Source organism: Rhodococcus sp. 24CO, assembly GCF_050586165.1.
Classification (GTDB): domain Bacteria; phylum Actinomycetota; class Actinomycetes; order Mycobacteriales; family Mycobacteriaceae; genus Rhodococcus_F.
This window is the reverse complement of record NZ_JAZFNF010000001.1, coordinates 513,372-529,704: the sequence shown is the minus strand read 5'-3', so window position 1 is coordinate 529,704 and position 16,333 is coordinate 513,372. Positions and strand designations below refer to the sequence as shown.

The 16,333-nt window shown below is 63.2% G+C and carries 14 protein-coding genes; all 14 read right to left on the bottom strand.

What is annotated here, in order from left to right; translation table 11 throughout:
• Positions 1-133: 133 nt before the first annotated feature.
• On the bottom strand, positions 134-667 hold the full coding sequence (locus tag V2B23_RS02540) for a glutathione peroxidase (RefSeq protein WP_430948871.1): 534 nt from the start codon (positions 665-667) through the stop codon (positions 134-136).
• Between the two features lie 96 nt (positions 668-763).
• Positions 764-1,360: a PadR family transcriptional regulator gene (locus V2B23_RS02535; RefSeq protein WP_430948870.1), complete on the bottom strand. Its 597-nt coding sequence runs from the start codon at positions 1,358-1,360 to the stop codon at positions 764-766.
• 76 nt (positions 1,361-1,436) lie between these two features.
• Complete coding sequence (locus V2B23_RS02530; RefSeq protein ID WP_430948869.1) at positions 1,437-2,495, bottom strand: ABC transporter substrate-binding protein; 1,059 nt, start codon at positions 2,493-2,495, stop codon at positions 1,437-1,439.
• Between the two features lie 217 nt (positions 2,496-2,712).
• Positions 2,713-4,731: a primosomal protein N' gene (locus V2B23_RS02525; RefSeq protein ID WP_430948868.1), complete on the bottom strand. Its 2,019-nt coding sequence runs from the start codon at positions 4,729-4,731 to the stop codon at positions 2,713-2,715.
• 25 nt (positions 4,732-4,756) lie between these two features.
• The gene (metK, locus tag V2B23_RS02520) at positions 4,757-5,971 is read right to left on the bottom strand and encodes a methionine adenosyltransferase (protein WP_033232149.1); all 1,215 of its coding nucleotides are present in this window, start codon (positions 5,969-5,971) and stop codon (positions 4,757-4,759) included.
• Between the two features lie 176 nt (positions 5,972-6,147).
• Positions 6,148-7,443 carry a bifunctional phosphopantothenoylcysteine decarboxylase/phosphopantothenate--cysteine ligase CoaBC gene (gene coaBC / locus V2B23_RS02515; RefSeq protein ID WP_430948867.1) on the bottom strand — a complete coding sequence of 432 codons (1,296 nt, stop codon included), beginning with the start codon at positions 7,441-7,443 and terminating at the stop codon, positions 6,148-6,150.
• On the bottom strand, positions 7,440-7,739 hold the full coding sequence (gene rpoZ / locus V2B23_RS02510; RefSeq protein ID WP_033232151.1) for a DNA-directed RNA polymerase subunit omega: 300 nt from the start codon (positions 7,737-7,739) through the stop codon (positions 7,440-7,442). The genes coaBC and rpoZ overlap by 4 nt, the downstream gene beginning before the upstream one ends.
• A 73-nt stretch (positions 7,740-7,812) precedes the next feature.
• Positions 7,813-8,409, bottom strand: a complete 597-nt coding sequence (gene gmk, locus V2B23_RS02505) for a guanylate kinase (protein WP_092808094.1) — start codon at positions 8,407-8,409, stop codon at positions 7,813-7,815.
• 60 nt (positions 8,410-8,469) lie between these two features.
• Entirely contained in the window at positions 8,470-8,790 is a 321-nt protein-coding gene (mihF, locus tag V2B23_RS02500; RefSeq protein WP_033232153.1) for an integration host factor, actinobacterial type, read from the bottom strand.
• Between the two features lie 370 nt (positions 8,791-9,160).
• Positions 9,161-10,369: a glycosyltransferase 87 family protein gene (locus V2B23_RS02495; protein WP_430948866.1), complete on the bottom strand. Its 1,209-nt coding sequence runs from the start codon at positions 10,367-10,369 to the stop codon at positions 9,161-9,163.
• Positions 10,370-10,426: 57 nt separating this feature from the next.
• Positions 10,427-11,248, bottom strand: coding sequence for an orotidine-5'-phosphate decarboxylase (gene pyrF, locus V2B23_RS02490; RefSeq protein WP_430948865.1), 822 nt, complete (start codon positions 11,246-11,248; stop codon positions 10,427-10,429).
• A complete protein-coding gene (gene carB / locus V2B23_RS02485) occupies positions 11,245-14,601 on the bottom strand; it encodes a carbamoyl-phosphate synthase large subunit (RefSeq protein WP_430948864.1) in 3,357 nt (1,118 codons plus the stop codon). Before carB ends, pyrF begins: the two co-directional genes overlap by 4 nt.
• Entirely contained in the window at positions 14,601-15,776 is a 1,176-nt protein-coding gene (gene carA / locus V2B23_RS02480; RefSeq protein WP_430948863.1) for a glutamine-hydrolyzing carbamoyl-phosphate synthase small subunit, read from the bottom strand. The genes carB and carA overlap by 1 nt, the downstream gene beginning before the upstream one ends.
• A complete protein-coding gene (locus V2B23_RS02475) occupies positions 15,773-16,324 on the bottom strand; it encodes a transporter (protein ID WP_430949169.1) in 552 nt (183 codons plus the stop codon). The genes carA and V2B23_RS02475 overlap by 4 nt, the downstream gene beginning before the upstream one ends.
• Positions 16,325-16,333: the final 9 nt, after the last annotated feature.

Below are 16,333 nucleotides of genomic sequence, written 5' to 3'. Positions count from 1 at the left end.
CTCGACGACCTTTGGCAAGTTGTGCTGCGTTGCGCAATCGAAATCAACAGGTCAGACGCTTAAGACAGCAATCCCGGGAGACCGCACAGATGGCTCCCGGGATTACGACCAAACATTCAGTATGCTGACCTGCCTACAGCAGTTCGGAAATTTCTTCGGCGATCTGCTCGGGGGTGACCGTCGACTCGAACCGGCGAACTACCGCTCCGTCGCGATCGACGAGGAACTTCGTGAAGTTCCACTTCACTTCGTCCGTACCGATCGCCTCGGGGCGCGTCTTGCTGACGTGCTCGAAGAGGAATCCGATTTCGGGCCCGAATTCGCCGGGTGCCTCGCTGCGGAGGTGCTCGTACAACGGGTCCGCGTTGTCGCCGTTGACCTCGATCTTGGCGTACACCGGGAACGTGACGTTGTAGGTCGTGCTGCAGAACTCCTGGATCTCAGCGTCCTGGCCCGGTTCCTGATCTCCGAACTGATTGCTCGGGAATCCGATGACCCGAAGGCCACGGTCCTTGTTCTCTCGGTACAGGGCGTCGAGGCCTTCGTACTGCGGTGTGAATCCACACTTGCTCGCCACGTTGACGATCAACAGAAGGTTGCCCTTGTACTGGCTCAGATCCTCGGTGGATCCATCGGCAGCCTTGACGGCGAAGTTGTGGACACTCATGAATTCTCCTGATTATCGAAGTGATTATCTTGCTACCCAAGGTAGTTCATGCTTCGCCGGCGATTGTGATCGGACACACCAATACGGGTGCCGCACTCAACTGTCGGTATCGGTGGACCCGTCGTCGGCAAGAACGCGGTACAACGCACGACGCGCTTCGATCAGAACATCGGCAGCGGCCTTGATCTGCGCCGGCGTACCCACCGCGGCAACCTGACCGGCAGCACCCATCAGTTGTCCGATCAGCTCACGCAGATCCTGCTCAGGAGCGCCGACGCTGTCGCGAACCTCGTCCCACGGTGCACCGAGATCTTCCCGATGCTGCTCGACGTAGGCGGCACCTTCTTCGGTGAGTTTTGCAGTCTTGCGCCCGGCGACCTTGTCGATGATCACGAGGCCTTCGTCTTCGAGTTGGGACAGCGCGGGGTAGATGGAACCCGGACTCGGCTTCCACACTCCGCCACTGCGTTCGACGATCTGCTGAATCAGTTCGTAGCCGTGCATCGGTTCTTCGGCGATCAGGAGCAGAACCGCCGCGCGAACGTCACCTCGACGCCCGCGGCCTCCGCGTCCGCGCGCACGGCCGAAGTGTGCACCGGGCCCGAAGCCTGGGCCAGTTCCGCCGTCGGGTCCGAATCGTCCCCGACGATGCCCACGTCCACGCTCGCCGTCGGGAAAATGCCTGTCCATCATTGCTACCCTCCACCGATATCGCTGATAGTTCGACGATATATCGCATGGATCGAGGGTGCAATGCCTCGAAGCAGTATCAGCCGACTGTCGCGCGCAGCCCGTCCGCAAGTTTTTCCAGAGCGTCGATCTCGCGAATCCCTGGATCCATCTCTGCTCCGGACAACGTCACGTAGTTGCGGTTCCGCACCGCAGTCATCTGCGCGGTCACCGGATTCGATTCGAGGAAAGCGATTTTTGTTTCCAACGAATCACCGTCTACCCGCCGACGGTGAAGGTCACCGAGCACCAACACATCCGGGTCGCGGTCGGCAACCGCCTCCCAACTCACTTCCGGCCAGTCGTCGGACAGGTCCGCAAATACATTGACCGCGCCCACCTGATCTGCAAGAAGCCCTGGGGCCGAACAGCATCCGGCCATGTACGGAGCCTCGAGCCCGGAGAACCAAAAGGCGACAGTTCTTCCCGAACCGGCAACATCGGCCGCCGCTAGGGAAAGCCTCGACTGCAATGCGGCAATCAACTCTGCGCCACGATCCTGCACGTCGAAGATCGCCGCCAGCTCACGAATCTCCCGGTACAGGGTGTCGATCGTCAGCGTCGCGGTACGCGAGACGTTCTCCCCCTCTACGACGGCGTCGGTACAGACAGACGGCGACTGATACGTGGGAATTCCCAGTTCCGCGAATCGCGAGCGCTCCGCGACGACGGCGGAGGTGAAGGTGTGGGCGCTCGCCGATGTCACAAGATCGGGTTCGGTGTCGAGTACCACTTCGAGCGATGCGTCATTGTCCGCCAGTCTCGGCACCACGTCGTTCTGAGCCGCGAGTGGAGCGAGAACGGGATCGAACCAGGTGGAGGTGCCTACCATCCGGTCGCCCAGACCGAGCGAGAGCAGAATCTCCGTCGAACTCTGGTACAGCGACACAGCTCGTTGCGGCGCCGAGTCGAATGTTACTGTCAACCCGCAGTTTTCGAGCATCAGCGGGTAACTGGTAGGGCCCGCTGCATCAGCGGCAATTGCTGTCGGGGTCGCGGTGTCCGGCGCAGATGCGCTGGAGCATCCGGTCAGTAGTGCGGTGGTGCAGAGCAATCCGGTCGCGGCAGTGAGTGCTCGCGTCAGTGGTGCGGTGGGCACGGAAGGTCGTCCTTCGATCAGGGGCTCGGTCGCGGAGCCCAACATGTGGCAATCGCCATCTTCGATGTGGTGCCGGACGAGTATTCGGACTCGTGGGAAATCCCATCGCCGTTGCGCGTCAGTTCCGGATTCTCACCGGTATTCCCTCGTCAGACAGTGGTCAGTATAGGCAGCACATGTCCGTAATCCTGCAAAGCGCCAGGCCACCAAGAAATTCTCAGCCGATTCGACGCGGGTCTATCTGAATACGCACGGGCCCGGAGGATTTTCTGGCACTCCTTGCCGCTCGCGCGTGAGCTAGAGCGTCAGCCAGTGCCCGGCCATCCTTGCGCGGCACCCGAATCAGCAGACGCTCGGGAGCTACGCCCGCCTCGTCCTCACCTGAATACGGAAGCCGCTCGCCCGCGGGTAATTCCACGGGCCCGAGAAGAACCGCGCTCGCAGGCAGATCAGCGGAAGCTACTAATTCGGCAATCGCGGCACTACCACCGTCGATTGCCGCCAGATGCACCGCGGGGGGAAATCCGACCTCGTCTCGTTCGTCGAACTGACTGCGGGCGTGGCCAACTGGATCCCACCGGACCAAAGCCTGGACTGTCGGGATTCCCGAATCCGCGACCACGACTACCTCGCCGCCGTCGGACAGCGGAATCACCAAGGCGGCGGCCGACATCCAGCGCCGCAGTGTCTCTTCCTCGGCGCGAAGATCTGCACGTCCGAGCAATGCCCACCCGTCGAGCAACAAAGCAGCACCGTAACCCCCGGTCATCACCGGCTCTGCGCCGACGGTCGAGACCACCAACGCCGGGCCTTGGGCAACTTCCTTGACCACATCGCCACCACCGGACAGCACGACCTTCACCCCGGGGAACGCGCGACCGAGTTCCTCAGCTGTTCGGCCCGCCCCGACCACAACGGCACGAAGTGCCTTGGCTCCACAGGCATGGCACCGGTAAGCCGCGTCGGCGACGCCGCACCAACGGCACTCGGGAATTCCGGCACCGTCGGGACCGGCTGCAGACGGCAACGCCAACGGTCCGTTGCAACGACGGCACCGAGCCGGCGCCCGGCACTTCCCGCAGGCGAGCGTCGGAACGTACCCACGACGCGGCACCTGGACCAACACGCCGCGCCCGTCGCCCAATGCTCGTCTCGCTGCGGCAAAGGCGATCGCCGGCAACCGCGCTGCCCTCGCGCCAGGGTCCCGGGCCAACGCATGATCACTGTCCGCCAACGCGGTGATCTTGGGTGAGCAGTGCCTGACCACGTCGCGAGCGGCGACCAAATCGTGCGCCCACCCCGAATCGACCAGCACCTGAGACTCCGCGGTTCGTGAGAACCCGCCGATCACCACGGCGCACCCGGCCACATGCGCCCGCAATACCGCAGACTCGCGGGCATGCGGGTAGGGCGAGCGCGGCTCGGACAAATTGTCGTCGCCGTCGTCCCACACGACAACAAGTCCGGTGTCGGGAGTGGGGGCAAAAACGGAGCTTCGTGTTCCGACAACGATGCGCGCACTGCCGCGTAGCGCCGCGAGCCACCGCCGATAGCGCATGGCCGGGCCAAGTCCCGCTGAAAGTCCTACTACCGCTTCAGGTCCGGATACTTTCTCGCAGGCGGCGAGGACTCGATCGAGATCACGTTGATCCGGAACGACGATGACTGCACTCTTGCCGGCCGACGCCACCGAGCCGGCGAGTTCAGCCAACCGCAGTGGCCAATCTTCACCGGGCAATGCCTGCCAGACTGCTCGCGGAGCGCGCAGTTCGCGGACAGCGGTGACAAACGCGTCGCCGTACTGATAGAGGTGCCATCCTCGTTCGTCCAACGTAGGCGCGGCAATGTCACCGCTCGGTTCCCACGGCTCGCCCTCGACCTTGGCGTGGCGGGGCGGAACGGCAAGCCGAAGCACGTCGGCCCGGGTGCCGGCATAGCGCTCGGCAACGCGGTCGACCAACTGCGCTATCTCGGCGCTGAGGACTCGCTCGGCGGAAATGACGCGTTCGAGCCACCCGAATTTGCCCTGATGATCGCTGGTCGCTTCACGGGAGACGATGAAACCGTCGACCAGACGACCAGCAAAGCGGATGCGCACCCGTACACCGGGTTGCGCATCCGCTTCGAGTTCACGGGGAACGAGGTAGTCGAACTCTCGGTCGAGATGGGCGAGCGGGAGCATCGGGAGTACCCGGGCAACCGGATCAACCTCTGCCGCTACTCTTTCCGCGCCCACCCGCGCCCCGTCTGTACGTCAGTTATCAGAGACCTGCTGCGCTGCGCAGCTTGTCCGCACGATCCGTGCTCTCCCACGGGAGATCGATATCGGTGCGACCGAAGTGACCGTACGCCGCGGTCTGCGCGTAGATCGGGCGCAGCAGATCGAGGTCGCGAATGATCGCTCCCGGACGCAAGTCGAACACCTCGGTGATGGCCTGCTGGATCCGAGCCGGGTCGGTCTTCTCGGTACCGAACGTCTCGACGAACAAGCCGACAGGAGCAGCCTTGCCGATGGCGTAGGCAACCTGAACCTCGATGCGATCGGCGAGGCCGGCCGCAACGGCGTTCTTGGCAACCCAGCGCATTGCGTAGGCGGCACTGCGGTCGACCTTTGACGGGTCCTTGCCGGAGAATGCGCCGCCGCCGTGACGAGCCATTCCGCCGTAGGTGTCGACAATGATCTTGCGTCCGGTCAGACCGGCGTCACCCATCGGGCCACCGAGCACGAACTTGCCCGTCGGGTTGACGAGCAGACGTACGTCGGAGGTGTCCAGATCAATGACATTGATGTCTGCGAGCACCGAGTTGAGCACCTTCTCGCGAAGGTCCGGGGTGAGCAGGTTGTCGAGGTCGATGTCTGCGGCGTGCTGCGTGGAGATGACGACAGTATCGAGGCGAACCGGCTTGTCACCGTCGTACTCGATGGTGACCTGAGTCTTGCCGTCCGGACGCAGGTACGGCAGGACGCCGCTCTTGCGAACCTCGGTCAGACGACGCGACAAGCGATGAGCCATCGCGATGGGAAGCGGCATCAGTTCCGGCGTGTCAGTGGTGGCGTAGCCGAACATCAGGCCCTGATCGCCGGCGCCCTGACGGTCGATTTCGTCGTCGAGGGTTCCGTCGACACGAGCTTCGTGCGAGTGGTCAACGCCCTGAGCAATTTCCGGAGACTGCGCGCCGATCGCGACGTTGACACCGCACGAGTTGCCGTCGAAGCCCTTGGCGGAGCTGTCGTACCCGATTTCGAGAACTGTGTCGCGGACGATCTTGGGGATGTCGGCGTATGCCGTGGTCGTGACCTCACCGGCGACGTGAACCTGGCCCGTGGTGACAAGAGTCTCCACGGCGACGCGGGCACGCGGATCCTGCGCGAGGATCGCGTCGAGGATGGAGTCGCTGATCGCGTCACAGATCTTGTCCGGATGCCCCTCGGTGACGGACTCGCTGGTGAATAGCCGACTGCCGGACTTGCTCACAGATCTCCCTCTCGACGCCTTGAGTTCATGACTACAGCTTATTGAAATAACACGACCACCGTTCGGTGGCCGTTTTGTCGCTTCATTCAGGGTGTAGCTGCGCCGACGATATCCGTTGAACGCTCGGCGCAACACCCTTCCGCTCACCCGAAAGGGGTGAGAAGGACCTCATCCCGTTACGGGAATAACGCGATGAGCGCATCCAGTACGCGGCTGGCCATCAACGCTTTCGAACCGTGCTCGAGTGCAGCCTCGGATCCGTCGGAGCCGAGAAGCCAACCGTCGTTGTGATCAACTTCGAATGCTTTGCCCTCGCCGACTGCGTTGACCACGAGAAGATCGCAGCCCTTGCGAGCAAGTTTCGAACGGGCGTAGCTCAGGACATCGCCGTGTGCGTCACCGGTCTCGGCCGCAAATCCAACGATGACGGTGTCCGCGGCAAGATCACCAGCTCGACGCGATTCGACGAGGCCGGCAAGGATGTCCGCGTTGCGCGTCAGGGGGATCGAGTCGGGTTCGTTCGCGCCCTTCTTGATCTTGCTTCCCTCCACCGTGGTGGGCCGGAAATCGGCGACGGCAGCGGCCATGATGATGCCGTCCTGCCCGGGGGCATGCTTCTCGACGGCCAAACGAAGATCTTCGGCTGTCTTGATGTGGACGACGTCGACGGCTGCCGGATCCGCTAGATCGGCCGTGTACCCGGCGATCAACGTGACCTGAGCACCTCGCTGGGCGGCCAGGCGAGCCAGGGCGTATCCCTGCTTGCCTGAGCTGCGGTTGCCGAGGAAACGAACCGGATCGAGAGGTTCGCGGGTACCGCCCGCGGTGACCAGTACGCGACGCCCTTCGAGGTCACGAGGCAGAGCATCACTGCGTTCGAGGAGCAACGACGCGAGGCCGACGATCTCGTCAGGTTCGGGCAACCGACCGGCACCGGTGTCCTTGCCGGTCAATCGTCCTGATGCCGGTTCGATCACGTGGACTCCGCGCGAACGCAGGGTCGCGACGTTGGACACCGTTGCGGGGTGTTCCCACATTTCGGTGTGCATCGCCGGTGCGAAGACGACGGGACAACGAGCTGTCAGCAAGGTTGCGGTCAACAGGTCGTCGGCTCGGCCCATGACGGCACGTGCCATCAGATCGGCTGTGGCGGGCGCGATGACAACAAGGTCCGCTTCCTGCCCCAGTCGCACATGCGGCACCTGCGGTACATCGGCGAAGACACCGGTATGCACTGGATTGCCGGAGAGCGCCTCGAAGGTTGCTCGACCGACAAATTCCAGTGCGGACTCGGTGGGAATCACGCGAACGTGGTGACCACTCTCGGTGAAGCTGCGGATGATCGCACACGCTTTGTACGCCGCGATACCCCCGCCGACACCCACAACGATGCGTTTACGCGCCGTACCGGAAGCTTCCGCTACTCCCCCGGTGCCCGAAGCCGATTCGGGAGCGGCAGACGACGTGCTCACTCGCCTTCGGTGTGCTCGAGCAGATCAGCGTGGATTTCGCGCAGCGCGATGGAAAGCGGCTTTTCCTGCAGGCCCGGCTCGACGAGGGGGCCTACGTACTCGAGGATGCCGTCACCGAGCTGGTTGTAGTAGTCGTTGATCTGGCGAGCACGCTTGGCCGAGTAGATGACCAGGGCGTACTTCGAGGAGGTGCGTTCGAGCAACTCGTCGATCGGCGGGTTGGTGATGCCGAGCGGAGTGTCGTAGGCAGGCAGAGCGCCCTGGCTTGCGGCGGACGCGGCTGAAGTGCTGCTCACTCTTGTGTCTCCTGAATTAGATCTTGAATGAAGGCCTACATGAATCGATTTTATGCACCTGGATGGATGAAAATCAGTTCCCAACCAACAAGGATACCAACTCATCGCAAGCACGGCTGACATCCTCGTTCACGATGACCGTGTCGAACTCGTCCTGGGCGGCCAATTCGACTCGCGCCGTCTCCAAGCGCCTCGCGACGACCTCGTCGGATTCGGTACCTCGCCCGGTGAGTCGCTGGACGAGAACGTCCCAACTCGGCGGAGCCATGAACACCAGGAGAGCTTCGGGTTTTGCCTTGCGTACCGCACGGGCTCCGGCCAGATCGACCTCGACCAGTACGGGTCGTCCTGCTTCGAGAGCTTCTTCGATGGGGGCAGCAGGGGTGCCCGATCGCTGCAGTCCGCCGTGAATGTCGGCCCATTCGAGGAGTTCACCGGAATCGATCATCCGCTGAAACTCGTCGCGAGTGGTGAAGCGGTAGTCCTTGCCGTCCACCTCACCTGGGCGAGGATCGCGGGTCGTTGCCGACACGCTGAACATCAACTCGGGCAACCGAGTCCTCAGTTCGCGGACCACACTCGACTTACCGACAGCCGAGGGGCCGGCTAGTACAACCAGCCGACCCCTCCGCACTGCAGTCTTGCTCTCTGACACAGCCTCAGCACTCATAAGAAACTGTTTTCGCAGCGCTCATCACTACTGTTGCGCCAGTTTTTCTCACGGTTCGACTCAGACCTCGAAGTCGAACTTGGTGAGCAGAGCCCGACGCTGACGATCACCGAGGCCGCGGATGCGACGGGTCGGAGCGATCTCCAGCTCGGTCATGATCTCCTGAGCCTTGACCTTGCCCACCTTCGGCAAAGCCTCGAGCAGTGCAGAAACCTTCATCTTGCCCAAGATTTCGTTGTCTTCGGCGTCCTTGAGGACCTCTTTAAGGTCGGTGCCGCCACGCTTCAGGCGCTCCTTGAGCTCAGCCCTGGCCTTGCGGGCAGCAGCTGCCTTCTCCAAAGCAGCAGCGCGCTGCTCATCAGTCAACTGGGGAAGGGCCACGGTTCCTCCGTCTCGTCGTGTGCAAATTTTGTCTATTCCACTGGATAACCAGCAGCGATAGCGACCGTACTCACGCCTGGCGCGAATTGCTAACCCACCCCCCGCGGTCCGGTGCAGATCACGGTGGGTTATGCGTCTTGGATCGCATCTCGAAATCGATGTCCACGACAGCGCGATCTCGACTGAAACAAAACAACATGGACGTTTATATGATTGCGAAACCTATTCTAACACAAGACTTTTCGGTAAATCTACCGAATAGCACCCAAGGTTGTCCCAGGCCTCGGCCACGCCGCCACCGAACGTGCCCGGTGCCACAGTGAAATTTTTCGACGCAATTCGACGCGTTTGCGCGTGTCGCGAGCCGAACTCACGCAGAAAGCGAAGATTTCGGAGTGCCGGCGCTCGCGTCGGCACCGGCATTTCGGCTCGAACCCGGTACGACCAACGCCACGAGGACAGCAAACGCAGCCCAGAGTAGAGAATTTTCCAATGCAAAGCCGAGAACCGGGATGTCGAGGTCCGCTCCGACGCGCGGCAACCGGAACAGCACCACTGCTGCAGTCAGCGCAACGGCGGCCCACGACCAGGCGGGGATCGTGCTCCTCCCCCGCGGCGGCGTCAAGAGCACGCCTACGGCGGGCACGAGCCACACGAAGTGATGGGTCCACGCGATAGGTGTCACTACAGCGGCAAGCAGCGCGACCACGGTAAACGCCGCCAGATCTCCACGTAAGCGCTGCACACGCCGCGTCGCAAGAATCCCCAGCCCGGCAAGCACAACACACGCAGCCAGCCACACAGGCCCCACCATGGCGTCGGGAAGCACCCGGAGCGCCATTCCGCGGAGCGACTGATTTCCGAATACCGCCGGGTCCCCCACGGCGACGCGTCCCGACAGCGACGCGATGTCACCGAAGTAGTCGAGGCTCGCCCGTGGCAGTATCGCGAAACCCACAGCGGTGGCTCCGGCAAAACCCGCGACCCCTCCCGCAAACGCCTTCCACTTCCCGGTGATGACGTAGTAGCCGAGATAGACGATGGGCACGAGCTTGACGGCGCCGGCTATGCCGACCAAGACGCCCTCGGGCAGCCACTTCGGCCGCGCGAGGACGTCGATCAGGCACAGGAACGTCAGAAACAGTCCAACCTGCCCGTACCCGAGATGATCCGAAATCGGCGACGCGATCGTCCACAGAATCAGGAATCCCACATACACCGACAGTGGCCGCTTACGCGTGAGCGGCACTCCCCGGTAGCTCAGTACGATGATCGCGGCCAGCATCAGAAGACTGATGAAACTCCACGTCCACTGCATGAAACCCCAGGTGCCGATCACTACCGGGACGGCAACGACGGCGGCAAACGGTGGATACGTGAACGGCAATCTGGCGTTGAACGAGCCGTCGTACAGGTTTGTGCCGTCCAAGACGGCCTGCCCGGCCGTCCGGTACACCGCGAGGTCGTCGCCGTGTACACCGGTCAGAGCCTGAAACCCGGTGGCCAACAACCCGCACACCGCAACAAGCACCCCGACCCGCCACCAGCGACGCGTCCACAATCCGTCCAATCCACTCACCGCAGGACGGTACCACCGTGATCCGACACCACCGGATACGTCGTGATCGCTCACGGATCAGTTCGCCAACGCTGCTTCGATCTCGTCCCGATCACGCATGGCCGCCTCGCGGAGCGCCGATACCGACGGTCCGTACTTGAGAACACCGCGCGACGAATTCGGCAGGAGCAACTCCGTCGAACCGGCAAAGATCTCGGCCAGATCTGCAGCCGTCGCGCCTTGAGCGCCGAGTCCCGGAGCCAGGATCGGGCCGTTGAAGTCGGTCAGGTCCAAGCCGTGATCGCGAGTAGCGCCCACGACCAGTCCGACGGTGTCGCGGCCGTCTGCGTTGGCGGCAACGGCGTCGTCGACAATCGACTGCGCCACCGACACGCCATTGGCGCAGGACTGCTGCAATCCGCCGCCCTCGGGGTTCGACGTGCGCGCAAGCACAAAGATTCCGCGCGCATTCTCGCGGGCAAGGTCCAGGGCCGGAGCCAAGGCGCCGAATCCGAGATAGGGCGACACCGTCACCGAATCCGAGGTCAGGGGCGATTCACCGAGCCATGCGTGTGCATACGCATCCATGGTGGAACCGATGTCGCCGCGCTTGGCGTCCGCGACGACAAGCGTGCCCGCAGCGCGAAGCACCGAGATGGTGCGTTCGAGCACGGCAAAACCTTCGCTGCCGTATGCCTCGAAGAACGCAACCTGAGGTTTCACGAGTGCGACTTCACCGGTGAACGCCTCGACGCAGATCTCGGCGAAGGTCTCGAGACCTTCGGCGTTGCGCGGCAGGCCCCACGCGTCGAGAAGAGCAGGGTGCGGGTCGATACCGACGCACAGCCGCCCCCGGTCCGCGATCGCGGACCGGAGACGATGACCCCAACTATGACTCACGACTGCTGTGCCGGCTGACGAAGACCTGCATGCAGTTCCTGCAGGGAGTGAACCCCGATGTCGCCGCGGAGAACCGCTTCGATGCCCTGAACGGCAGCCGAAGCGCCCTGCACCGTCGTGATGCACGGAATGTTCGACGCCACAGCGGCACTGCGGATCTCGTATCCGTCGACGCGCGGGCCGGAGTTGCCGTACGGGGTGTTGATGATCATCGCGACCTCACCGCTGCGGATCTGGTCGACGATGGTCACAGCGCCCTCCGGCACCTCTTCGCCGGACTGCTTGTACACGTTGGTGCACTCGATACCGTTGCGGCGCAAGACCTCTGCGGTTCCATCAGTGGCGAGGATCGTGAAGCCCAGATCCGCAAGGCGCTTGACCGGGAAGATCAGCGAACGCTTGTCCTTGTTGGCAACCGAGACGAATACGGCACCTTCGGTGGGCAGCGATCCGTAGGCGGCGGTCTGCGACTTGGCAAAAGCGGTGCCGAAGTCGAAGTCGATACCCATGACCTCACCGGTGGACTTCATTTCCGGGCTCAGCAGGGTGTCGACGCCGGTTCCGTCGGCGCGACGGAAGCGGTTGAACGGCAGCACTGCTTCCTTGACTGCGATCGGTGCGCCGGCGGGGGTGTTGCCGCCGTCGCCCTCTGCGGGCAGGATGCCGCTGACCCGCAGTTCGGCGATGGACTCGCCGAGCATGACGCGAGCACAGGCTTTGGCCAACTGCACAGCCGTCGCCTTGGAGACGAACGGGACGGTGCGGCTGGCGCGCGGGTTCGCTTCGAGGACGTAGAGGATGTCGTCCTTGAGTGCGTACTGCACGTTGAGCAGGCCCTTGACGCCGATTCCCTTGGCCAGAGCCTCGGTGGAGCGGCGAACGTTCTCGAGGTCCGCACGGCCCAGGGTGATGGGCGGCAGCGCACAGGCGGAGTCGCCGGAGTGGATTCCGGCTTCCTCGATGTGCTCCATGACGCCCGCAAGGTACACCTCGGTGCCGTCGCACAGAGCGTCGACGTCGATCTCGACCGCATCTTCGAGGAAGCGGTCGACCAGCACGGGACGGTCGTCCGAGATCTCCGTGGCCCGGGAGATGTAGTTGGCGAGTGAAGCCTCGTCGTACACGATCTCCATGCCGCGTCCACCGAGCACGTACGACGGACGCACCAGGACCGGGTAGCCGATGCCTGCTGCGATGTCGCGGGCGCCGTCGAACGTGGTGGCGGTGCCGAACTTCGGTGCGGGCAAGCCGGCTTCGGTCAGTACTCGACCGAATTCGCCGCGATCCTCGGCGAGGTCGATGGCTGCGGGGGTGGTTCCGACGATGGGAACGCCTGCAGCTTCGAGCCGCTTTGCCAACCCGAGCGGGGTCTGGCCACCGAGCTGGACGATGACACCGGCAACGGTGCCCGACTGTGCTTCGGCGCGGTAGACCTCGAACACGTCCTCGAATGTGAGCGGCTCGAAGTACAGGCGATCAGCGGTGTCGTAGTCCGTGGAGACGGTCTCGGGGTTGCAGTTGACCATGACGGTCTCGTAGCCGGCCTCGGACAGAGTCTGCGCAGCGTGGACACACGAGTAGTCGAACTCGATGCCCTGACCGATGCGGTTGGGGCCCGATCCGAGGATCAGGACCTTGGGACGCTCGGTCTGTGGAGCCACTTCGGACTCGGCGTTGGGGTCGAGCTCGTACGTCGAGTAGTGGTACGGCGTCTTGGCTTCGAATTCTGCGGCGCACGTGTCGACGGTCTTGTAGACCGGGCGAACACCGAGCTCGTCACGCAGGGCGCGAACTGCGTCCTCACCTTCGTGCGTGTCTCCGCCGAGTTCGGGGCGCAGGGCCGCGATCTGACGGTCCGAAAGTCCGTGGTATTTGGCCTGACGCAGTGCAACCTCGTCGAAAGTCTCTGCAACGCGCAGCTTTTCGCCGAGTTCGTGGATCTGCTGGAACTGGTCGAGGAACCACGGGTCGATCTTCGTGGCGTCGAAGAGCTGCTCGATGGTGGCGCCGAGGGCAAACGCCTTCTCGATGCCGTACATGCGGCCGTCCTGCGGAACGCTGATATCGGCGAGCAGAGCCTCGAGGCTCTCGGCTTCGACCTCGGGGCCAGTCCAGTAACCCGCACGCTTGGTCTCGAGCGAGCGCATGACCTTGCCGAATGCCTCGGTGAAGTTGCGGCCGATGCTCATTGCCTCGCCCACCGACTTCATCGTGGTGGTCAGTGTTCCGTCGGCGCCGGGGAACTTTTCGAATGCAAAGCGAGGAGCCTTGACGACCACGTAGTCGAGCGTCGGCTCGAAGCAGGCCGGCGTTTCCTTGGTGATGTCGTTGACGATCTCGTCGAGGGTGTAGCCGATGGCGAGCTTGGCGGCCATCTTCGCGATCGGGTACCCGGTCGCCTTCGATGCCAGTGCCGACGATCGGGAAACGCGCGGGTTCATCTCGATGACAACCAGACGGCCGTCGGCCGGGTCCATCGCGAACTGGATGTTGCAGCCGCCGGTGTCGACGCCAACCTCACGCAGGATGTCGATGGAGAGGTCGCGCATCGCCTGGTATTCGCGGTCGGTCAGCGTCATCGCCGGAGCGACCGTGACGCTGTCGCCGGTGTGGACACCAACCGGGTCGACGTTCTCGATGGAGCAGACGATCACGACGTTGTCGCGACTGTCACGCATGAGTTCGAGTTCGTATTCCTTCCAACCGAGGATGGATTCCTCGATCAGGACGTTGGCGGTCGGCGACGCAGCCAGACCGCCGCCGGCGATCCGGTTGAGATCGTCGACGTTGTACGCCATACCGGAACCGAGGCCACCCATGGTGAAGGACGGGCGCACGACAACCGGGTAGCCGAGTTCGGCAACCGTGGCGTGTACTTCGTCCATCGTGTAGCAAACAGCCGACTTCGCGGATTCGCCGCCGACCTTGGCAACGATGTCCTTGAACTTCTGGCGATCCTCGCCGCGCTGGATGGCGTCGAAGTCCGCGCCGATGAGCTCGACGTTGTACTTCTCGAGGATGCCCTGCTCGTGCAGCGCCACTGCGGCATTGAGAGCGGTCTGACCGCCGAGCGTCGCGAGGACGGCGTCGATCTTGTTACCCTGCAATGCTTCCTTGGCGATGACCTTCTCGAGGAACTCCGCCGTGATCGGCTCGACGTAGGTGGCGTCGGCGAACTCGGGGTCCGTCATGATGGTGGCGGGGTTGGAGTTGACCAGGCTGACGCGCAGGCCCTCCTCCTGGAGGACGCGGCAAGCCTGGGTGCCCGAGTAGTCGAACTCGCAGGCCTGACCGATGACGATCGGACCGGAGCCGATTACCAGGATGTGCTTGAGATCTGTACGGCGTGGCATTAGTTCTTGACTCCGGTTTCTTTCCGTGCGGAGAGCAGGCTGGTGAAGCGGTCGAAGAGATACGCGGCGTCGTGCGGGCCGGCTGCGGCTTCCGGGTGGTACTGCACCGAGAAGGCCGAATCGTCGAGCAGGCGAACACCTTCGACGGCTCCGTCGTTGGCGCAGGTGTGACTGACCACGGCGCGCCCGAACGGTGTGTCGAATTCCTGACCGGCTTCACCTTCGAGTGCGAAGCCGTGGTTCTGAGCGGTGATCGCGATGCGACCCGTCTGATGTTCGATCACCGGGATGTTGATGCCTCGGTGGCCGAACTTCATCTTGTACGTGCTCAGGCCGAGGGCGCGGCCCAGGATCTGGTTGCCGAAGCAGATACCGAACAGCGGCAAGCCCTGTCCGATGACCTCTTTGGTGAGGTGCACTGCGCCGTCGGCGGTGGCCGGGTCGCCCGGGCCGTTGGAGAGGAACACACCGTCGGCCTTGAGGTCGAGGATCTGCTCGAGGCTCGCGTTGGACGGCAGTACGTGGACGCGAATGCCGCGCTCGGCGAACATGCGCGGGGTGTTGGTCTTGATACCGAGGTCGATGGCGGCAACCGTGTACAGCGCCTCGCCGCCCTTCGGCTCGACGACGTAGCCACTGGTGGTGCTGACCTCACCGGCGAGATCGGCGCCGAGCATGGTGGGCTGATCCTGGACCCGTCGGACCAACTCGTCGTCGGCGGCGATGGCTTCACCGGAGAAGATTCCGGCCTTCATCGAACCGCGCGTACGCAGGTGGCGAACCAGGGCGCGAGTGTCGATTCCGGCGATGCCGACAATCGACTGCTCTTCGAGCTTGGCCTGCAGCGAACCCGTCGCGCGCCAGCTCGAGGTCACCCGAGAAGGGTCGCGAACGACGTAACCGGCAACCCAGATCTTTGCGCCGGCACGCTCGCCGGTCGGTCCGACCGACTCGTCGTCTTCGTCGTTCCAGCCGGTGTTGCCGATCTGCGGCGCAGTGGAGACCACGATCTGGCGGTGGTAGCTGGGATCGGTGAGCGTTTCCTGGTAGCCGGTCATGCCGGTGCTGAACACCGCTTCGCCCAGCGTCTGTCCAACCGCGCCGAAGGTGGTTCCGCGGAACACCCGTCCGTCTTCGAGGACCAGTACTGCGGGGCTGCTGTCAAAGCCGCTCATGCGTTCTTTCCGTTCTGCTCGATGTCGCCAGAGCTTGCGTCTTCATTGTTGTTCGTCTTGTTCGAAGCTGTAACCGGCTTGACCCAGTCCGGGTACACCATTTTGTCGTCGCCGCGCACACCCGTGTCGATCTCGGTTCCACTCGGCAACTCCCAGCGGATGACCAGGACCCCGTCCTTGCTCATGACCTTGCCTGCGAGACCGTTCTCGGTGCGGATCGCGCGGATCGACTTCTCGGGGATCCAGATAGCCGACGCCCCGTCACGCTCGACGAGAATTCCGTTGGAGTAGCGACTGATCTCGCAGGTCGCACGGAATCCGAGATCACCGACAGCGATGCGGTCCTGCCAGCTGGGCGCGATAGTGCTGCCGACGTACAGGCCGGTGGTCGGCATGACCAGCAATTCACCCAATGTTGCGGGAACTGTTGGCAGCTCGCCGATCTTGTCTTTCTGTCGTCGGGCGCGGCCACGCCAGCCGATGAACATCAAGCCGATCATCGCGGCCCAGAAGACCACCAGACCGACAATCCACAGAACTCTTTCCATCTCCATGAC